Source organism: Soonwooa sp., assembly GCF_032062245.1.
Taxonomy (GTDB): Bacteria; Bacteroidota; Bacteroidia; order Flavobacteriales; family Weeksellaceae; genus Soonwooa.
The window spans coordinates 1-20978 of the sequence record NZ_DAMBQF010000024.1; the positions used below are offsets into that span (position 1 = coordinate 1).

Sequence of the window (20978 nt, forward strand, 5' to 3'; positions counted from 1 at the left end):
TATTTTTGAAGAAAGGCTCAGATTATAAAATCCAAGACCTAACTTTTTAACTTACACACTTAACAGGATAGTGCCTTTTAAGATTTTCTTTGCTCTTTAATTTCTTCTATTTTTTGTGTAAAATAGTCCTTTTTATCGGGGTGTTTTGCGATTAGGATTTCGAATGCTTTTATCGCTTTAGAATAGAGTTTTTGCTCTAAATAGAGATTTGCTAAAGTCTCGGTCATCAAGTGAGAAATATCTTCTTTCTTTTCTTTAATAACAAAAATTGCTTCATCTTTTAGTTGTGTAATTTTGGGTTGATTTTCGATAAACTCATCAATCGCTTTTTGCTTTTTGACTTCTTTATCTTTTTCAATTTCAGCGCTACGATCGATCTTTAACCAGTTTTGCCAAGTATTGATAAATTGTCGGACATTGCTTTTTTCAGGTTTAATATCTTCCTGTGCTGCAACAATTGGTATTTCAACTTCCTTTTGTTGAGCTTCCTCGACAACTTCTTCTACAACATCTTTATTCGCTTTTTTCTGATCATCAACCATCGCAATGGAATCGCCAAAAAAGGAAACATTAAAAATAGGTCGCTTCTCTTCCTCTACTTTTTCTGAAGTCTCTATTAAATCTTCCTCTTTTTGCTCTACAATTTCATTAACAATCTTTGGCTCTTCAACCGATTCTTCAAGCTTAATTTCAGGATTTACAGTTTCATAAACTTCTTCTTTTGACGGTTCAAATTGATTATCCTTTTCTGTTGCAGTTACAATATTTGGAATCTCAACTTTACCAATTAAAGCATCAGGTTGATGTGCGTCAATCGACATTGGTTTCCATGCTGAGTTTTCTTGAACAGGCTCTTCTTTAGCACCATCAACTATAATTGGTTCTTGTTCTTTAAGCTCTTCTGTCGGAATTTCAGATTTTTCATTTTCTAAGACTTCGACAGACTCTTCCTCTCCAGAAAAAGGTCCAAAATCTAAAGAATGTTCATCATTTAATTCTTCTTTAGAATCAATATTTTCGCTAGTATCGTCGATTACAATTCCTGTAGGTTTTTCTTCAATTTCGACAGGTTTGTGTTCTTTAACTTCGAATTTTGGAGGATTTAAAAATTGATGATGATTTTTTGGAACTTCAAATTTCACTTGTGGTAAAAAGTCGTCAATCGATTCAAAACTAACATCTCTATTTAATTCCTCTTTAATCTCACTTGGTTCAGTTTCATCCGTAATAACTACGTCTTTCGAACCTTCCTCAACATTCATCACATCTTCCTCTTGTTGCGCTTCAACCGCCCAAGATTCTTCTTTATTTTTAGTTAAATTCTTATCTATTGACTCTAAACTTAAATCAGATTCTACTTCCTCTACTTTTTCCGAAATTGGCGTTTCATTCGTGATAACAACCTCTTTAGAACCTTCTTCAACATTCATTACATCTTCATCTTGTTGAGCCTCAACCTCCGAAGATTCTTCTGTATTTTCTTCTAAATTCTCATCTATCGATTCTAAACTTACATCCGATCCTACTTCCTCTTCTTTTTCCGAAATTGCCATTCCATCTGTAATAACAACCTCTTTAGAACCTGCTTCAACATTCATTACATCTTCCTCTTGTTGTGCTTCAACCTCCGAAGATTCTTCTTTATTTTCAGTTAAATTTTCAACAATGTTAGTAGAAACTGCGTGTTGTGTTTCTTCAACCGGTGTTTCTATAGTTGTATCTACTTTTTCGTCAGATTTAATATTCGAAAATTCTACGATATCTTTTTTGTTAATGAATTGATACAGAATTTTTTTATCCGTCGTATAAGCAGCAGTCGTCGTCAAGACTTCTTTATATCGCGTCGGATTGTATAGGTGAATGCCATACAAATAAAGTGCTCTAACATTCTGAACATAAGGTGTATGTTCAATTTGTTTTTCTAAAAGTTGCAAATCATTTGCTTGCATTAATGAGGGTTGCTGAAGAAGCTCAATAATTCGTGCATTCATAATTACCAGTTTGCTACAATATCATTAAAAATTTTGTTGATAATACGTTCGTTAACTATTTTGACCTGAGAAGATTCTATCGTCATCAAATCCATATCGCTGTTAAAAGTTACTTCGTCAGTATAACTTCTGTCAAAACTCTTGCTTTCCTCGCCTGCGACATGATTTTCGTAATGAACCTTCACCGTAATTGTCAATTTATTCTGAGCCGCTTGGATCATATTACCTGTCTGCGTACTTTCAACTGGCGACGAAATGGTCGTTGGCGCGATGTTATAATCCGTAATTTCTCCTTCGATAATAATATCCGCTTTATCGACAGCGCCTTTCAAGGTTGTTCTTTGAGCAAATCTATTTTGTAAAGCCACCGTAAAATCCTGACTAAGATTTGGGTTATTATTTGCCGCATTATTTGGGAAGGCTTTAATCAAAAAAGTCTGAGTTTCGGGGCTTAAAGACGAACCTGTAAAACTATAACAACTTACTAGGGACAGCAATGGCACGAGTAATGAAAAGAATGCTATCTTTTTCAAAACTTTGGTGCGTGGATTTGAGATATTACAATTCATTTTAATCCTCAAGATTATATTGTTTAATTTTTCTGTAAAGTGTACGTTGCGAAATTCCTAACTCATCTGCCGCTTTATTTCTACGACCACGATGTTTCTCTAAAGCTTTGATAATCAAATCTTTTTCATTATTTTGAAGTGATAAAGATTCTGATCTAGCCTCTTCTACTTCGATATCCATAATGTCTTCGTAGGGCTCGTTATCCTCAACATTCATCATATTTGCCGTTTGTACATTCGCATTGTCATTAGGTTCAAAATACAACAACGAATTAGGATTATGCGCCGCAGGCTCTGGCGTATAGATTTTGTTAATTAGATTCTTTTCCTGATTACTCAAATCACCATTTCCGCGATTTTTTATCAATTCCGAAGTTAAGGATTTTAGGTCATTAATATCGTTTCGCATATCGAAAAGAACCTTGTACATGATTTCCCTCTCGTTTCCGAAATCCGATTGTGCTTTATTTGCACTTTGATTTACCAACATCGGAAGATGTTTTTCCATCGGAATATACTCTGCTAACTTTTCGGCTGTTATCTTACGATTACGCTCTACAACAGTCAATTGCTCCACCAAATTTCTTAATTGACGAACGTTACCCGGAAAGCTGTAGTTTTCTAAATAGGTTACTGCTTCTGGCTCCAATTCGAGTTCTGGCATTCTGTATTTTTCAGCAAAATCGATCGCAAATTTTCTGAACAGTAAATGAATATCGCCTTTTCTTTCACGTAAAGCTGGCATATCGATTTGTACGGTGTTCAGACGATAATACAAATCCTCGCGGAAGCGACCGTCATGGATGGCATTCATCATATTAACGTTGGTTGCAGCAACAATTCGCACATTGGTTTTTTGAATTTGGGAAGAACCCACTTTCATAAATTCTCCACTTTCTAAAACACGAAGCAACCTAACTTGTGTCTGCAAAGGCAATTCACCAACTTCATCTAAAAAAATTGTTCCGCCATCGGCAACTTCAAAATATCCTTTTCTGGTAGAAGTTGCTCCTGTAAAAGCACCTTTTTCGTGACCAAAAAGTTCGGAATCTATTGTTCCTTCTGGGATTGCTCCACAATTGACAACGATGTAAGGTTGGTGTTTTCTTTTAGATTCAGCGTGAATAATTTTTGGAATAAACTCTTTTCCTACACCACTTTCTCCGATCACTAAAACGGAAATATCTGTTGGTGCGACTTGTATCGCCTTTTCTAAAGCACGGTTGAGAGCGGGATAATTCCCGATAATTCCGAAGCGATTTTTTATATTTTGTAACTCGTTCATTTTTTTTTGGATTAAATATTTAATAATTAAATGATTAAAATAGTATTGATTCTAAAATTTTAACCTTTCTTGTAAATCCTCGTTTTCGGTAGGATTAAACTAAAATATTATCTTCCAAATTGTCTTTGTTACGAATTTTTGATGTTTTTTTGATTAAATCAAATTGCGTTTCTAAGCTTTTTAATTCCTTAAATTTTGATGCAAATCCAAATATAAAATTTGAAGTTTCATCAAAAGAACAAACCGCTTTCGAAAACTTTTGATTGTATTTTGAAATTAAATGATTGAACTCTTGCAAAAGCTGCTTCGCTTCTTCTTGAGAAACATTTTTAGCAACATTTGAAGCATTACATTTTACCTTATTTTGAACACAAGAAGCCTTCCCCGATTGGCAAGTACCAATCAAACTCATTAAAATAATAATGTAGGATAAACTTCTCATTTTGTTTTGGTTAAATTCAATAGGATTGCATCCTATTCTTTTTTATTTAGCCACTTCGTGACTTTTTTGTTGCTCATTTTCTTCTTCCACGAATTTCGCAGCCCGACTTGAGCGGAAATCCTTTTTGCTTTTTTCCGAAAAGCAAAAAGATTGCAGCGGAAGGCGGAAATGCTGCCCAAAAAATTAAAATTTTATTCCGCAGTTCTTCCCAAAAGTGTTCCTTGCGTGTTGTCGTACACAAAAACAGACACAATGTCGCCCACTTTTTGACCTTCTAACTTGTCGAAAACGCAAACCGCATTCTGAGAATTACGACCTTTCCATTGGTTTTCGTTCTTTTTGGAAGTTCCTTCGATTAAAATCTCGTGGTTTCTACCAACATAACCTGCCATTCTTTTTCTTGACAATTCACCTTGTAAAGCGATAATTTCCGCCAAACGTCTTTGTTTAACATCCGCAGGAATGTCGTCTTCCATTTTTTTGTGAGCCGGCGTTCCTGGTCTTTCGGAATACGCAAACATATAACCGTAATCGTATTCAACTTCGCGCATTAAACTCAAGGTATCCTGGTGATCTTCTTCAGTTTCTGTACAGAAACCAACAATCATATCTTGTGAAAAAGCGATATCAGGAACAATCTCCTTGGCTTTTTTTATTAAATCTAAATATTCTTGACGCGTGTGTTGACGGTTCATCAACTCCAAAATTCTGTCGCTTCCACTTTGAACAGGCAAGTGAACATATTTACAAATATTCTCGTGCTTCGCCATCATCTCGAACACCGAAGTCGTCATGTCGTGTGGATTGGAAGTTGAGAAACGAATTCTCATTTCGGGAACAGCTTTCGCCACCAAATCTAACAACTGAGCAAAATCAACAGCTGTCGCTTTTTGCATTTCTGATGCTTTGGCAAAATCCTTTTTCGGACCACCACCGTACCATAAATAAGAGTCAACATTTTGACCCAAAAGTGTGATTTCTTTGTAACCATTTGATGCTAATTCTTTACATTCTTCAAGGATTGAATGTGGATCGCGGCTACGCTCACGTCCTCTGGTGAAAGGCACTACGCAGAATGTACACATATTATCGCAACCTCTGGTAATCGTCACGTAAGCCGTCACGCCATTCCCGCCCAAACGAACTGGATTGATGTCGGCGTAAGTTTCCTCCTTCGATAAAATTACGTTGATGGCATCTCTACCATCTTCGGTTTCTTTTAAAAGATTGGGTAAATCTCTGTAAGCATCGGGACCAACAACCAAATCCACCAAATGTTCTTCTTCTAAAAATTTGGTTTTAAGACGTTCCGCCATACAGCCCAAAACGCCAACAGTAAGACTTGGATTTTCCTTTTTTTGATTTTTGAACTGCGACAAACGCATTCTCACGGTTTGTTCTGCTTTTTCACGAATAGAACAAGTATTCAGCAAAATTAAATCTGCTTCTTCAACCTTTGTTGTCGTGTTATAACCTTGCTCGTTAAGGATGGATGCAACGATTTCGGAATCGGAAAAATTCATTTGGCAACCGTAACTTTCCAAGAATAATTTCTTAGAGTTTTCTGGTTTTTCAGCAATTGCAAATGCTTCTCCTTGCTTGGTTTCGTCTATATATTTTTCTTGCACAGTCTCAGATTTGAGATTTGAGATTCGAGATTTGAGATTAAAACTGCTTAAAAACAATTTTGGATTTCAAATTTCAAATTTCAAATCGGTTCAGTTTGCAAAGATACAAAAAGTTGTGACAGAATGGCAGTGGAAATAACTGAGATTTCTTAACGACAAAAAACTATGAAACCGTCACGCTTATCGGAAAAGTAAAACTCGATTTTAACGGTTTTCCATTCTTTTTAGCAGGAGTAAATTTTTTCAAATTCTTTAACCTTCTGAAAAAATCATCTTGATTCGGCTTATCGAATTCGATGTTAGAATAAATAATTTTTGGATTCAAAATTTTGCCTTCTTCGTCGACATCAAAACCTATTTTTAAGTTGATATAATTATGTTTTGATAGTTTAGAACTACTATTAAGGACCTGCGAAAATATATTCCCAACTTCTTTTCTAAAAGTACTTAAACCTCCTGGATATTCAATTTCAGAAATAGTTTTATTACGGAAGTATTTTTTACCATTATTTCCTATTTTAAATTCGTAATCTAAAACATCGCTTGGGTTTATTCCAATATTAACCAAAGCTGGAACCGTTGCATTTCCATAAGTAGCAGGTTTCCAATTCTTTAGTTTTGGAAAAACTTTGCGCACATTATCGAATGCGCATTTGTTATTTTTAATCGCTAAAGTATCAAAGTCTTTGACGTACTTAATTTCTTTATTCGGGTAGATAATAAAGTTGATTGTATACTTTTCTTCAGGATTTTCACATGGTGTAATCTTTTCATCCAACATCACTTTTTGAAAGTCTTCGTAAAATCCAGCTATTCCATCCTGATAGAAGTCTTGACCAATAGGATAAGATTCAAGAATTTGAGATTGGATTTGGGCAAAAATCTGTGTCGTAAAAACGAGCAATAGTAAAATAAAAATTCTAATCATGGTCATAATCCATTCTTTCAAAAGTTATTGTTAAAAAATATTTTGATTTGACAGGTTTAGAATCTTTTAATGCAGGTTTCCATTTGGATTTTACCTTTCGCATAGCGAATTGCATATCTTCATTGAAAACTTCATGATTTTTAACTTTCGGAGAAATACTTAGCTGACTAATTTTTCCTTTTTCGTCAATATCAAAAGCAAAAACAAAAGGTCCTTCTACTTTATAACTAGACAAATCCATATAAGCGTGCACCATCTTTATAAAATCATTTCGGAAAGCGTTATCGCCACCAGGATATTCTGCTTTTATGTCGTAAGTGTTATTTACGTTTTTTGGTGTCGTTTGACTAAACACTGAAAAACTAAAAAGGAAAAATAAAAACAGGAAAACTGATTTCATCATAATATTGTTTGTGCGAATATGCGAAATTTCCATTACAAATGTAAATAAATTATTATCCGAAATCCCTAGCCCTGATTGTAGCAAAAATCCTTTTTAGTGAGAGGCTATGCCGAACCAAAAAGATTGCAGCAAAAAGCAGGTTCTCGGCTCCTAAGAAAAATTTACTTTATGGGAAAATCGAAATAAGTTTCGGGAAAAGGTTCATTTTTTAGAGTGAAATGCCACCATTCTTCTTGATATTCTTTGAAGTTGTGTTTCAGCATCGCTTGTTTTAGGATTAAACGATTGGATTGTTGCTGGGCAGTTATTTGTGGCGCATTTTGATGAGAGATTGTTCCAAAAAAATCAAATGGGCTACCCATGTCGATTTCTTTACCGGTATTGAGATCAACCAAAGTTAAATCGATTGTGCTGCCGCGCGTATGACCAGATCGAGAGGCGATATAACCGAGCGTAAACAAATCGCGTTTGTCCACATCTGGATAAAATTCAGCTTTTGCAATGGTGTCGTTGATGTCCTTCGCCCAAGTTTCGAAACTCGTCACCGAACGCTGTGGACGATAGGCATCGAAGGCTTTGAGACCGTATCCTTGCGCTTTAAGATCTTGTTGTACTTTCTTTAGAGATTGTGTCGCAGCTTTGGACATGATGAGAATAGGCTTTTCGTAACCTACAACTGGTCGTCCCGTGAAATTGTGCGTTCCGAAATATCGCAAATCAGCGATGATATCAGGGATTTCTTTTTGAATATAGACAAAACCTTCTTGCAAATAATCTTCTCGAGAAGCACAAGAATAAAGTCCGAAAAATAGAGAAATGGCAAGTAAGAAAGATTTGAAATTCATGGTTTTTGTTTGACCACAAATTACAAAATTTAGACTAAACTGTTTTTGTCAGCGTAATTAAGTTTAAAGAAAATAAAAGTCATAATCGAGAACGCCAACAACGAGCTTCCTCCGTAACTGAAATACGGCAACGGAATACCAACCGTCGGGAACAAGCCCATCACCATCCCAATATTAATGCAAAAGTGAATGAGTAATATCGATGCAAAACAGTATCCAAAAACTCTATTGAAAGTTGATTTTTGGTTTTCGGCTAAATAGTAAATTCGACCAATGTACAAGGCGTAACAAATTACCAAAAGCGTACTTCCGAGAAAGCCCCACTCTTCCCCAACGGTACAAAAGATATAATCGGTCTCTTGTTCGGGCACAAATTTACCTTGCGTAACAGAACCTTCTTTGTAACCTTTACCAGTAACGCCACCTGAGCCAATCGCAGTTTTGGAATACAATAAGTTGTAGCCAATATTATCACGAAATTCTTTTCGAGATTCACCTTTGTAAAGAACTTCAATTCTTTGCTTTTGGTGTGTTGGTAGTTTTTCGAAAACGTTAGGTGAAAAATACGCCAATGCAGACAAACCAACAATTCCTACAACTGCGAATATTAGTCGGTTAATATCACGTCTCAAATAGTTAAGATTCAAGACAATATATATTAGACCAATCAAAACAATTGCACCAACCATATACCATGGACTTTCCTCCATTGGATCATTAATATAATTCGCTATTAAGAAAATCGCTGCAAGTATAAATACAACTCCAAAGACTTTTCCGCTAAGTCCTTCTCGATAAAGTGCAATAAAAAAAGCACCAAACACCAACAACGACCCAACATCTGGAATAGCCAAAACTACGACTGCCGGAATACCAATAATTGCTAAAATCGTTATTAAGGATTTTCTGTTATTAAGGTTAAAATCGGAGCCCGAGACATAATTAGCAACCATTAAAGCGGTCCCTATCTTTGCAAATTCTACAGGTTGCATGGTAAATCCTCCAAACTTATACCAGTTCCGTTGTCCTAAAATTTCGGTCCCAAATGGAAAAAGCCCCACTAAAAGTAAAACACCTGCGACATATATAATGCCCGACATGTTTTCAAAAAATTTAGTTCTGGTAAAGAAAATTATCAACCCTATAAAAAGCGAAATACAAAAAAATGTTAGTTGCTTTGTTCCTAAAGATGGATTAACACTGTTAATATTAAGAATTGCAAAAACACAAATCACAAAATAAAGTCCAAGTCCTAGCTTGTCTATGCCTTCTGCCCACTTCATCGTCTTACAGGTTTTCTTGGGTTAGTAGTCTTTTTATTTTTGTCCGTGTTTTCTGCTTTCACACTAATTGCCTTTAGGCTATCTTGAAGTTTTTTTAATTTAAGTGAATCTGGTTTTGGTGGAACATACTTACCGATTTTTTTCAGATATTCAGTCCATTGACGGCGATATTCTGGTTGAAAGCTGGATGTAATCATCTTTTTGTAAAGATGTTCACGCTTTATTTCTCCCAATAAATAACGCTCTGCAATTACAGTACAAGCTGGACCTGCCCAAGTTGCACCAAAACCGGCATGTTCCATAACTGCAGCTACAACTATTTTTGGCTTGTCAGCTGGTGCAATTAGCACAAAAATGGAGTTATCTTTCCCTTGCGGAACCTGAGCTGTACCAGTTTTAGCAAGCTGTGTAAAATCATTAGATTTAAGACTACGACCTGTACCGCGCAACATTACAGCTTCCATACCTTGAAGAACAGGTTCAAAATATTTAGGATCGACTTTTGTATATTTTTTTTGTTTAAATAAAGGATTTGGATTTGGTTTTCCATCAATATTTTTAACTATATGTGGTGTAATAAACCAACCACGATTAGCAATAGCCGCCGTAAAATTTGCAAGTTGCATCGGCGTCGTCAAAATATCACCTTGTCCCATCCCGTTGAATACGGCGTTAATTGGTTTCCACTTGGGACCGTTACGTTTGATGTAAGTATTTTCATCTGGCATATAACCTTTACTACCTGTTGCAAGGTCGTTGTTCATATAAACGCCAAGTCCAAAACTCGCCATAATGTCCTTCCATTCGTGCATACCTTTTGATGGGTTGCCAGGATATTTATTTAAAATTGCTAGATAAGCGTAAGAAAAATAACAGTTACTAGACACTTGGATAGAAGGAATCAATGGATCAGCACCACCGTGACCTTTGATACGCACGCCCATATAACTAAAACCTCCACCACATGGGAATATTGTTTTCTCGGTCATAACGCCCATTTGCATTGCAGAAAGCGCTGTCACCAATTTGAACGTAGAACCTGGAGGATACGCCGCTTGAATAGATCGATCAAACATCGGTTGATTGATACTATCATTCACCAATCGATAAATATTTTTCATTTTATCGGGACCTGTAAACAAATTAGGATCGATATCTGGACCTGTTGCCATGGTTAGAATTTCGCCATTGTTAGGATCTAATGCTACAACTGCACCGCGTTTGTTTACCAACATTTCTTCTGCGATACGTTGCAAATCATAGTCAATAGTTAATGTCAAATCTTTACCCGTAACAACATCTTTATCCAGCTCTCCATTTTTGTAAGAGCCAATACTTCTTTGACGAATATCTTTCTGAATATATTTAATACCTTTTTCGCCGCGTAGATCTTTTTCGTAAGATTTTTCGACACCGCTTTTTCCGATGACATCACCTGGAAGATAGTACAAAGAATCTTTTTTGATGTCCGCTGTGTTAACTTCGTTGGTATAACCCAAAAGGTTACCCGATGTATTGACTTCGTATTGTCTTTGCGGACGCGAAACTATATTAAAAGCAGGAAACTTAAACAATATCTCCTGAACGCGGGCCATATCTTCACGACTCAAATTTTTCATAAAAGTCATTGGCGTTAGTTTCGAATAATACTGTGTTTTTTCAATGGTTTTAATGGTCTGGATAAACTCAGGTTTTGTAATCTTCATCAAGTTACAAAAGCTAATCGTATCAAAATCAGGACGCATCAAAGCCGCTGTGTAAGAAACTTCGAAAGAAGGTTGGTTACCGACTAATATTTTCCCATTGCGGTCAAAGATGACGCCACGTTGCGGAATTTCGTATTCAATTTTAATGGAAGTATTCGCTGCATTTAATGCGTATCTGTCAGTAAATAATTGTAAATAAGCCAACCTAGCAATAAAAATAATTGCTACAACAATCAAAATACCAGTAAGTTTAAGATATTGAGGCTTCAAATTTTCTGTTTAATTTTAAATGCTAATGCGTAAGCTATAATAAATATAAATGAGATTAGACTGGTAAAAACGACGTTTAATAATATTTCGAAAAAACGTTCTGGCTTAAAGAATTCAACGTATTGAACTATTAATTGGTGAATAAAAATACTCGTTAAAATAAAAACTACAAATTGTAACCATTGTAGCGACTGAAACGAGAAAAAATCTGTCGATGTATCTGTCGATGTTCGGAAAATTAACATTCTAAAATAAGCAATCGTCGTTGTTGCCAGAGCGTTAATTCCCCAAGTCCCAAGAAAAGCATCTACTGATAAACCTAGGATAAAACTTAATGCTAAAAAGTGAAAATTATTTCTAAAAAATGGATAGAACATCACAAATACTGGATAAAGTACCGGAATATATTTTCCGAACAAGGTAATACGATTCAGTAGAAAAACCTGAACCGCAACCAAAATTGCAATTAAAGCGATATCTGAAAATACGTTTCTACTTACCATCTTTATCTATCTGTACTTGTAAAGTATCTTGAATTTTTTGAACTTCAATTTTCTTAAGATTCTTAACGACAAAGACCTTACTGAGAGGCCCCATTTTTTCATTTAACTCCACGGAAACATCCCAGAAACCAGTTTTGGTATCAACCTCATAACCAGCAACTTTTCCAACCATAACGCCTTTCGGGAAAATAGCAGAACGTCCGTCAGTCACAACAGTGTCACCAACTTTCAGAGAAACATATTTTGGAATATCCGACAGATGCATCATTCGTGAGTCGTCACCACGCCAACTAAGCGTGCCGAAATATCCAGAATTTTTTAGCGCCGCACTGATTTTTATTTTATTAACACTCAGTACAGACTGCACCAAAGCATAATGATCAGTTGTATTAATTACAATTCCTGCGATACCATTTGGTGCGATAACACCCATTTTGGCAGCAACGCCTTGCAATTTTCCACGGTTAATTGTAAAGTAATTATTTTGACGATTGATACTGTTGTACACGACTTCACCATCAACAAAAGTATAGATTTGACCACCGCCAATAGTATCGTGAACACGACGAAATTGTGGATTAGCTCCGCCTTCCTTACCATAAAGCTCTTTAAGCAAAGCTTTATTCTGCATCACAAGATCATCGTTAATCTGTTTAAGCTTGAGATAAGAAGCACCTTCGTCGATATAACCCGAAACCCAAGCATTAAAAGCGGCTGTTTTTGCAGCTAAAAATGATTGTTGCATCGTGTTTTTCGAAAAAATCAATACTACTGCAATAATTTGCAAGAATATAAAGAAGACGAACAAAGCGTTCTTCGAAAATAATCTCAGCAAATATCCCATCCGTTAAATTCCCTAAAAAAGTTACTAAATTATTTAATCAAGAAATTGAATTTATCCATATTCTTCAAAGCGATACCTGTCCCACGAACAACCGCTCTCAACGGATCTTCTGCTACGAAAACTGGTAATCCGGTTTTTCTATGGATACGATCTGCTAAACCTCTCAACAAAGCACCACCACCAGCTAGATAAATACCAGTTTTGTAAATATCAGCAGCCAATTCTGGAGGCGTTAAAGAAAGTGTTTCCATCACGGCATCTTCGATGCGGATGATAGATTTATCTAGAGCTTTAGCAATCTCTTTGTAGTTAACCATAATTTCTTTTGGCTTACCTGTGATCAAGTCACGACCTTGCACCGGAATATCCTCGATGTCAACATCCAACTCTTCAACAGCAGACCCAACTTCAATCTTCACACGTTCAGCCGTTCTTTCACCGATATATAAATTATGGTGCGTTCTCAAATAATAAGCAATATCACTTGTGAAAACATCACCTGCAATTTTCACAGATTTGTCACAAACAATACCACCAAGCGCCACAACAGCAATTTCCGTTGTACCACCACCTATATCGATAACCATATTACCTTCAGGTTTTTGCACATCAATACCAACACCAATCGCGGCCGCCATTGGCTCATAGATCAATCTAACTTCTTTTGCATTTACTTTTTGCGCAGAGTCACGAACCGCACGTTTTTCAACTTCCGTAATTCCTGATGGAATACAGATTACGATTCTCAAAGCAGGTTGAAATAACTTCCCTTTAATACCAGGAATTTGTTTAATAAACTCTTTAATCATGTGCTCAGAAGCATGAAAATCAGCAATAACCCCATCCTTCAAAGGACGAATAGTTTTGATATCCTCATGTGTTTTCCCCTGCATATGCTTCGCTTGTTCTCCAACAGCGATTGGCTTACCACTTTGTCTTTCGATTGCCACTATTGATGGCTGATCTATGACTATTTTATTATTGTGAATTATTAATGTATTTGCCGTCCCTAAGTCAATCGCAATTTCTTGCGTAAACATATCTAATAAACCCATTTTCTACCTGTCTATTTTAATTTACAAAGATATAAATTTAACGTGAGTTTAGTGATTTTATCTCTACTCAAAAAGGTTAAAGTTTTATTAAAATCAAAAAACTTATCCACAAACACTGACGAAAAATCAATTAACTTTCGGTAACTTCTGAAAACAAGCACTTTAGGCTTTATTAAAACTGAGCATTATCATAGACCAAGTCACTCGCTATCACTACCAATATTCATTTTAAAAGCTTAACTTTGCGCCAGCTAAAATGAATCAGAATAAGGACATTTCAAAGACGTCAAATTTTGCAGTATTAAGCGTTAGCTACGAAAAAGCAGACGCCGAAACACGTGGTAAATTTGCGTTTTTTGATGAGCATATCAAATCTTTTGTCAACCAAATTCACGAACAGAATTTTGGCGACGCATTCGTTGTATCCACCTGTAACCGTACCGAAATCTACACGACAACTGCTAATTATTTGCTAATTGCAGAACAATATTGTAAAACCATTGGTGTTAATCTTTCCGAATTTTTGCAGTATGTTAACATTATCCAAAGAGAAGACGCGGTTTTGCATCTTTTCCGTGTGGCTGCAGGTCTCGAAAGTCAGATTATTGGTGATTTCGAAATTGTGTCACAGATTAAAAACGCTTACAACCGATTCAAAAAATATAAAGGAACTTCTAACCCTTATCTGGAACGTGCGATTAATTCGGCGATTCAGATTTCTAAAAGAATTAAAACCGAAACTGGCATTAGCAATGGCGCAGCATCTGTATCTTACGCTGCTGTACATTATATTTTGAATCATGTTAATAATGTTTCGGACAAAAATATTTTACTACTTGGCGTTGGCGAAATTGGACAAAACACCATCGAAAACATGGTTAAACATGTCTATCAACCCAAAATAAAAATCGCCAACCGTTCTTTCGAAAAGGCTGAGAAAATTGCAGAAAAACATAATATTCAGCAAATTGCATTTGACGATTTCCCAGAAGAATTAAAGAAAACCGACATCTTAATTGTCGCAACAGGTGCACAAAAATTTATTGTAAATCCTGACAACTTCCCAGCTGACAAAGAAATGCTGGTAATTGACTTATCGATCCCGAATAACGTTGCAAAAGAAATCGGAAATTTAGAAAAAGTTGATCTTATCGATGTTGACCAATTATCTCAACAGATTTCGGAAACGATGGAGCAACGTAAAAAGGAAATCCCAAAGGCTGAAGCGATCATTAAAGAAATGAGCAAAGACTTCACCGAATGGGAACGCAAGCGAAAATTTGCACCGAGCATCAACAATTTCAAAAACTCTTTGAAACAAATCGAATCTCACGAGCTTCATAATATCCACAAACGTCATCAATATGCAAAGGTTGAAGACATGGAGCTTTCTGATAAATTAATACAGAAAATAACCAATCGATTCGCCAAATACATTTTGGAAAATCCTTGGAAAGCCGATGAAGTTTCAAAATTAATGGAGGAGATTTTAGTCCTTCACAACCCCAAAAAGCAGAACAATGACGACGATAAAAATAGGAACTAGAAATAGTCCACTTGCTTTATGGCAAGCCAATGAAGTGGCTGCTAAACTACAAGCTATTGGTCACACGACCGAGATCGTCCCAATTGTTTCGTCTGGTGATAAAAACCTTACGCAGCCTTTGTATGCGATGGGCATTACTGGGGTTTTTACAAAAGATTTAGACATCGCTTTACTTAATAAAGACATCGACATCGCAGTACATTCGCTTAAAGACGTACCAACGCAATTACCGACTGGAACGCAGATTAGTGCAGTTTTGGAAAGAGATTTCCCGCAAGATGTTTTGGTGAGAAAAACAGATGCAAAAGATAAAGACCTTAAAGATCTTAAAATCGCAACAAGCAGTTTGAGAAGACGTGCTTTTTGGTCGCATACATTCCATAATACAGAGTTTGCAGACATTAGAGGTAACGTACAAACTCGTCTCAAAAAGCTAGAAGATGGCGTTGCCGACGCAACATTATTTTCTTTGGCAGGTCTTAAAAGAATGGAACTTGATATTGACTTCGAAGAAGTTGATTTCCTTTTACAAGCGCCATCGCAAGGTGTTGTTTGTATTGCAAATCGTGCAGAAGATATTGATTTAACTCAAGTTTTAAAACAGATTAATCACGACGCCACACAAAAATGCATCCAGATCGAACGTGAGTTTTTAAGAACTTTGGAAGGTGGTTGTACCGCGCCGATCGGAGCGCACGCTGAGTTTATCGGTGATAAAATAAGATTCCAAGGGAGACTTTGTTCTCTGGATGGAAAAGATTGCATCAACGTTGATGAAACTATCGACTGGAATCCTGAACAGAACTTCGGAGCAGAAATCGCAAGACAAGTCTTAGAAAGAGGTGGAAAAGACATGATGCTTCTTATAAAATCTCAAATTAAACTTTAATTTTAAAAGTCAAAAACAATGCGCCTATTGTTAACCAAACATATCAATGACGCAGACATTTCCAAATTAGGAGATGATATTGTTGTGGACTTTGTGGATGTTATTAGCATCGAAAACCTTAATTTCGAAACTGAAAACATCAACGATAAAGCTTTGATTTTTACAAGCATTAACGCTGTTAAAAGTTTTTTTAATAACGAAACTTCTAAGCAATTAACACCAAAAAATCCGATCTATTGTGTTGGAGAGCAATCTCAATTTTTTTTAGCACAAAAAGGTTTTAATGTTGTTAAAACTGAAAAGAACGCAGAAGAACTTTCTATTTATTTTATTAAAGAAAATAAAAATGAAACTTATCTTCATTTTTGTGCTGACATTGCTTTAGAAAAGCTTTCGGAAACCTTTAAAAATTTAGAAAAAGATTATAAAAAAATTGTTTCGTACAAGACAAAACTAACGGAACCAATATATAATAAAGATTTTGACGCCGTTGCATTTTTTAGTCCAAGTGGCGTCAGAAGTTTTACTACAAATAACACTTTGGAAGGAAAAACGATATTTTCAATTGGCGATACAACAACCAACGAAATTAAAAATTGGACTTCCGAGAAGATTTTGACTAGCGATAAAAATACTATCGAAGATCTACTAAATCTGATTCGCGACTACGCATCAGACAAAAAATAAAGAATATGATTAAAAACGATTTATATCTAAGAGCTCTGAAAGGCGAAATTGTTGAAAGACCGCCAGTGTGGATGATGCGTCAAGCGGGAAGATATCTTCCAGAATTTATCGAATTGCGCAACCAGTACGATTTTTTCACACGTTGTCAAACGCCAGAATTGGCTGCAGAAATCACCGTGCAACCTATCAGAAGATTTCCGTTGGATGCTGCAATTTTGTTTTCGGACATTTTGGTAGTTCCACAAGCGATGGGTATCGATTTCAAAATGAAAGAATCTGTTGGGCCTTGGCTAGACAATCCTATCAGAACTAAAGAGCAAGTTGATGCGATCGAAGTTCCGGATGTTGATGATACTTTAGATTACGTTTTTGACGCCATCGAATTGACTTTACAAAAACTTGATAATGAGATTCCGTTAATTGGATTTGCGGGAAGTCCGTGGACGATTCTTTGTTATTGTGTGGAAGGAAAAGGTTCTAAAGCTTTTGATATTGCAAAATCTTTTTGTTTTACAAATCCAGAAGCTGCACATTCTTTACTTCAAAAGATTACTGATACAACAATCGCTTATCTAAAACGTAAAGTTGAAAAAGGTGTTTCTGCAGTACAGATTTTTGATTCTTGGGGCGGAATGCTTTCTCCTGCAGATTATCAAGAATTCTCTTGGCAATATATCAATCAAATCGTTGAAGAACTTAGCTTGGTTTCTCCAGTTGTAGTTTTCGGAAAAGGATGTTGGTTTGCATTAGAAGAAATGTCAAAATCTAAAGCGTCTGGTTTGGGTGTTGACTGGACGATAACGCCAGAAATTGCAAGACAATTGACAAAAAACAATATCACATTACAAGGTAACTTCGATCCAGCAAGATTGCATTCTTCACCAGAAATTATCAGAAAAATGGTACATGAGATGATTAATCGTTTTGGGAAAGATAAATACATCGCCAACCTTGGCCATGGTATTCTACCAAATATTCCGGTAGAAAATGCGGAAGCATTTATCCGCGCTGTTGTAGAATGGAAACCATAAAAATAGAAAAACCCGAAGCTTTGCTTCGGGTTTTATTTTAGTTCTTTTTTCTTGCTGTTGGCTCTACAGCTGCTTTTCCATTTTCTTTAGCTCTTGCATTAGCTTTAGCTTGTTCTGATGAACCTGCGTCAAACATTTTTAAAGGCTGAACAATTGTCTCTTGCTTTGTCTTTTCTTTTTTAGGCTTAATAGAAGCTTTTTTCGCTTCTCTCATGTCGGCACTACCTTGCACAGATTGTGCACTCATCAAAGCAACACCGCCAACAAGAAGCATTGCGGTTAGTAAAACTTTTTTCATAACAATTTTTTTGATTTAGTGACAACTAAATAACGAAATTATTTTGAATAAAAACAATTTTCATTTTATTTTAACATTTTTTAACTTATTGCAAAATAAAGTAAATCGTATTTATTAACTATTTTAAAATAATTCTGTACAATAATACAATATTGGATTATTATATAAAAAGACAATCCTCGGAGCTACGCTTCCGAGGATTGTCAAATCAAAAACTACTCTAATAACTTACTCAACTTTCTCTATTTTTCTAGACCCTTCTTGCTTCGCAGTTTCAGCCTCTTGTAGCATTGGTTGATTTGTCGCTTTTTCTTTATTCAATTTACTCTTTAGCTTTTTGTCGTTCGTGATAATACTTTTATCACTTTCCTTCTTCGTCGTTGCTGGATTTTCTTCTGTCAACTTCGGCGTCGTTTGCACTTCCTCAACAGCAGTGACTTCTGTAGTTTTAGCTTTCTTTGTTTCTGTAGTTTGCGCACTCACTGCCACCATTCCGCCAGTCATAAAAAGTGCTGCGAAAAATAACTTTTTCATAAATATTCGTCTAGTGTTACAAACCTTAAACGCCGAAATATTTCCCAATAATATTTAGAAATCAAAAATTTAATACATTTTAAAACACTTTAAGAAAGCTTATGAAAACCAATTACTTCTCCAAAACTTTTCTTAATTTTTCGACGAAAACGTATGTTGCTGGGCAGATCAGCGTATTCTTCAAAGTCAAATTATTGATTTGATAAATCTTCTTTCGATCCGTGTGCGGATACTCGCGACAGGCTTTTGGGCGCACATCGTAGATGCTGCATTTATTATCATTTGGATCTAAGAAAAAGCAAGGCGTCGATTGCAAAACCCAATCTTGATCTTCATCAACACGCAAAAATTTCGTTTCAAAATCCGAAATCTTCATGCGCAAATGTTTCGCAATGCGTTCTTTATCTTTTTCTGTAAAAAGCGGACCCGTAGTCTTACAACAATTCGCACAAGACAGACAATCGATTTCCTCAAAAGTCTCTTCATGCGTATCTTCCACAACATAATCGAGGTTTTTCGGCGGCTTTTTCTTTAGTTGCTCCAAGAATTTTTTATGCTCTCTCGACTTTTGCTCCGCCAATTTTTTATAATGTTCAATTTCCAAAACCGAATTTTAAGGCTACAAAATTACATAATTTTTTGGGCGCCATTTCCAGCTTTCGCTACTCGCTGTCTCTCGCCAAAGCAAATCCCGCCCGAGAGACGAGCTCAAACAGGCCGCTCAATCTGGGGCGCAGATAGCACTCCGAATTTCATTTAATGATAAAAATCAAAGAAAGTACTAATAACCAATCCATTATAAATCCTAACTTTGTTAATATGAAAGCTTTAGAAACAAGAACTGATATCGAAGAACTCGTAGACAAATTTTATGATAAAGTTGTTATCGATGACACAATCGGATTTTTCTTCACAGACATTGCACAAATCGATCTCAAAAAACATCTACCCAAAATGTACAACTTCTGGGAAAGCATCCTTTTAGGGAATTCCGTGTACGACGGCAATCCGATGCGTGTCCATTTCCCACTCAATCATGTTGTTGCTTTAGAAGAACATCATTTTGATCGTTGGCTTGCATTGTGGCAAGAGACTTTAGAAGAAAATTTTGAAGGCCAAAATGTAGCGACAGCCCTACTTCGTGCACAAAATATTGCACGTATCATGTCTTATAAGATGAAAATCGCGCGCTCCTAGAGATGCGGATTCATTTGCATATCGAGAAAATCTGTAAACATATGGAACAACAATCCAACACCTAAAATCCTAATATTTCCTTTAAAAAAAAGCATCAAAATATAAACGCCAATCGGCACATAACCATGAAACAAATGGAAACCAACACTTCCTCTGTTCGGGTCAAAAATCGGCGTTGCAAAAAGATGATCTACGTCGACCAACATTGTCAACAACATTAGGAAATAAGCTTTCTTCCCATCTTTCCGAAAAAATAGCCACGCCAACGCAATCGGAAAAATAAGATGCAAAAAATAATGAATGATCGGACGTGCAATTTCCATTAGATAATGCCTTTTAGATAATCTTGACGTAAATTTTCGTTCAACTTTTCGATAGCGTAACGCAAACAAGTACGAGGCATTTCTTTATAATGTAGATTCAGAAAATCCAGAAGTTCTTGCTCATTTTTACCGCCCATTTCGCGAAGCAACCAGCCATTAGCTTTATGCATCAAATCGTGTGGATGTTTTAGATTTCGAACAACAAATTCTTTTGTCAACTCAAACTCACCTTTTTTAATGTAGTGCATCGTCCCAACAACTGCAATGCGCTTATGCCACATTTCATCGGACTTTGATAGCTTTCGCAATAATTCTGGTTGATCATTTTCGAAAGCGAATCTTCCTAAAATTTTGTAACACGTACTGTCCACCAAATCCCAATTGTTTACAAATTCTAGATTATTAAGATAGAAATCGACCACTTCTTGCTGAACAGTTTTATCTTTTTTAGCTTTCTCAAATTTAAGAACCAACATCAACAAAGCCGTCAAACGTTCTTCGTGATATTTGGAGGACAACAATTGTTTTAATTCTTTTAAACTAATTTTTTCGTAGAAAGCTTTGGCAACCATGCGTTGATCCGGAACTTTTACGCCCAAAAACAAATCGCCTTCGCCATATTCTCCTTCGCCAGTTTTAAAAAACCTAGGGAAAAATTCCTTCTTTTCAGGAATTGCTAAATCCTGCAAAGCTGCGCTTATATCTTCAACAACCATCATTT

General features: G+C 36.0%; 23 protein-coding genes. 5 read left to right on the forward strand and 18 right to left on the reverse strand.

Annotated elements, in window-relative coordinates:
- Positions 1-77: 77 nt before the first annotated feature.
- From RT037_RS10680 to RT037_RS10740, 13 genes are all read right to left on the reverse strand, one after another.
- Positions 78-1991 (reverse strand): hypothetical protein, encoded by a 1914-nt coding sequence (locus tag RT037_RS10680; RefSeq protein WP_313030951.1) that lies wholly within the window; start codon positions 1989-1991, stop codon positions 78-80.
- 2 nt (positions 1992-1993) lie between these two features.
- A complete protein-coding gene (locus tag RT037_RS10685; protein WP_409529559.1) occupies positions 1994-2560 on the reverse strand; it encodes an LptE family protein in 567 nt (188 codons plus the stop codon).
- A gap of 1 nt (position 2561) precedes the next feature.
- Complete coding sequence (locus RT037_RS10690) at positions 2562-3845, reverse strand: sigma-54 dependent transcriptional regulator (RefSeq protein ID WP_313030957.1); 1284 nt, start codon at positions 3843-3845, stop codon at positions 2562-2564.
- Between the two features lie 94 nt (positions 3846-3939).
- Complete coding sequence (locus tag RT037_RS10695) at positions 3940-4287, reverse strand: hypothetical protein (protein ID WP_313030959.1); 348 nt, start codon at positions 4285-4287, stop codon at positions 3940-3942.
- A 191-nt stretch (positions 4288-4478) separates the two neighbouring features.
- Complete coding sequence (gene miaB / locus RT037_RS10700; RefSeq protein WP_313030962.1) at positions 4479-5915, reverse strand: tRNA (N6-isopentenyl adenosine(37)-C2)-methylthiotransferase MiaB; 1437 nt, start codon at positions 5913-5915, stop codon at positions 4479-4481.
- A 163-nt stretch (positions 5916-6078) separates the two neighbouring features.
- Complete coding sequence (locus tag RT037_RS10705; protein ID WP_313030965.1) at positions 6079-6843, reverse strand: hypothetical protein; 765 nt, start codon at positions 6841-6843, stop codon at positions 6079-6081.
- On the reverse strand, positions 6836-7246 hold the full coding sequence (locus RT037_RS10710) for an energy transducer TonB (protein WP_313030968.1): 411 nt from the start codon (positions 7244-7246) through the stop codon (positions 6836-6838). The genes RT037_RS10705 and RT037_RS10710 overlap by 8 nt, the downstream gene beginning before the upstream one ends.
- A 161-nt stretch (positions 7247-7407) precedes the next feature.
- Positions 7408-8091, reverse strand: a complete 684-nt coding sequence (locus RT037_RS10715) for a M15 family metallopeptidase (RefSeq protein WP_313030971.1) — start codon at positions 8089-8091, stop codon at positions 7408-7410.
- 29 nt (positions 8092-8120) lie between these two features.
- Positions 8121-9374 carry a rod shape-determining protein RodA gene (gene rodA / locus RT037_RS10720; RefSeq protein WP_313030973.1) on the reverse strand — a complete coding sequence of 418 codons (1254 nt, stop codon included), beginning with the start codon at positions 9372-9374 and terminating at the stop codon, positions 8121-8123.
- A complete protein-coding gene (locus tag RT037_RS10725) occupies positions 9371-11350 on the reverse strand; it encodes a penicillin-binding transpeptidase domain-containing protein (protein WP_313030974.1) in 1980 nt (659 codons plus the stop codon). The genes rodA and RT037_RS10725 overlap by 4 nt, the downstream gene beginning before the upstream one ends.
- The gene (locus RT037_RS10730; protein WP_313030975.1) at positions 11347-11853 is read right to left on the reverse strand and encodes a rod shape-determining protein MreD; all 507 of its coding nucleotides are present in this window, start codon (positions 11851-11853) and stop codon (positions 11347-11349) included. The genes RT037_RS10725 and RT037_RS10730 overlap by 4 nt, the downstream gene beginning before the upstream one ends.
- A complete protein-coding gene (gene mreC / locus RT037_RS10735) occupies positions 11843-12697 on the reverse strand; it encodes a rod shape-determining protein MreC (RefSeq protein ID WP_079666445.1) in 855 nt (284 codons plus the stop codon). Before mreC ends, RT037_RS10730 begins: the two co-directional genes overlap by 11 nt.
- 29 nt (positions 12698-12726) lie before the next feature.
- A complete protein-coding gene (locus RT037_RS10740; RefSeq protein WP_079666444.1) occupies positions 12727-13752 on the reverse strand; it encodes a rod shape-determining protein in 1026 nt (341 codons plus the stop codon).
- Positions 13753-14008: 256 nt separating this feature from the next.
- Here RT037_RS10740 and hemA point away from each other — a divergent pair, with 256 nt between their 5' ends.
- Genes hemA through hemE form a run of 4 tightly spaced genes read left to right on the forward strand, consistent with a single transcriptional unit; the run spans position 14009 to position 17905 of the window.
- Entirely contained in the window at positions 14009-15298 is a 1290-nt protein-coding gene (gene hemA / locus RT037_RS10745; RefSeq protein WP_313030981.1) for a glutamyl-tRNA reductase, read from the forward strand.
- On the forward strand, positions 15273-16187 hold the full coding sequence (hemC, locus tag RT037_RS10750; RefSeq protein WP_313030984.1) for a hydroxymethylbilane synthase: 915 nt from the start codon (positions 15273-15275) through the stop codon (positions 16185-16187). Before hemA ends, hemC begins: the two co-directional genes overlap by 26 nt.
- Before the next feature lie 18 nt (positions 16188-16205).
- Positions 16206-16874 carry a uroporphyrinogen-III synthase gene (locus RT037_RS10755; protein WP_313030988.1) on the forward strand — a complete coding sequence of 223 codons (669 nt, stop codon included), beginning with the start codon at positions 16206-16208 and terminating at the stop codon, positions 16872-16874.
- 5 nt (positions 16875-16879) lie between these two features.
- A complete protein-coding gene (hemE, locus tag RT037_RS10760; RefSeq protein WP_313030991.1) occupies positions 16880-17905 on the forward strand; it encodes a uroporphyrinogen decarboxylase in 1026 nt (341 codons plus the stop codon).
- Between the two features lie 37 nt (positions 17906-17942).
- Here hemE and RT037_RS10765 read toward each other — a convergent pair whose 3' ends face one another.
- The 3 genes from RT037_RS10765 to RT037_RS10775 all read right to left on the reverse strand — a co-directional run bounded on the left by RT037_RS10765 (position 17943) and on the right by RT037_RS10775 (position 19341).
- Entirely contained in the window at positions 17943-18203 is a 261-nt protein-coding gene (locus tag RT037_RS10765) for a hypothetical protein (protein WP_313030994.1), read from the reverse strand.
- A gap of 228 nt (positions 18204-18431) precedes the next feature.
- Positions 18432-18737: a hypothetical protein gene (locus RT037_RS10770; protein ID WP_313030998.1), complete on the reverse strand. Its 306-nt coding sequence runs from the start codon at positions 18735-18737 to the stop codon at positions 18432-18434.
- 112 nt (positions 18738-18849) lie between these two features.
- Positions 18850-19341, reverse strand: coding sequence for a YkgJ family cysteine cluster protein (locus RT037_RS10775; RefSeq protein ID WP_313031002.1), 492 nt, complete (start codon positions 19339-19341; stop codon positions 18850-18852).
- A 215-nt stretch (positions 19342-19556) separates the two neighbouring features.
- On the opposite strand from RT037_RS10775, the gene RT037_RS10780 reads away from it, so the two are divergent.
- A complete protein-coding gene (locus RT037_RS10780) occupies positions 19557-19934 on the forward strand; it encodes a group III truncated hemoglobin (RefSeq protein ID WP_313031064.1) in 378 nt (125 codons plus the stop codon).
- Here RT037_RS10780 and RT037_RS10785 read toward each other — a convergent pair.
- Positions 19931-20257: a DUF6122 family protein gene (locus RT037_RS10785; protein WP_313031006.1), complete on the reverse strand. Its 327-nt coding sequence runs from the start codon at positions 20255-20257 to the stop codon at positions 19931-19933. The two genes, RT037_RS10780 and RT037_RS10785, sit on opposite strands and share 4 nt — an antisense overlap.
- Positions 20257-20973, reverse strand: a complete 717-nt coding sequence (locus RT037_RS10790) for a DNA alkylation repair protein (RefSeq protein ID WP_313031068.1) — start codon at positions 20971-20973, stop codon at positions 20257-20259. Before RT037_RS10790 ends, RT037_RS10785 begins: the two co-directional genes overlap by 1 nt.
- Positions 20974-20978 lie beyond the last annotated feature (5 nt).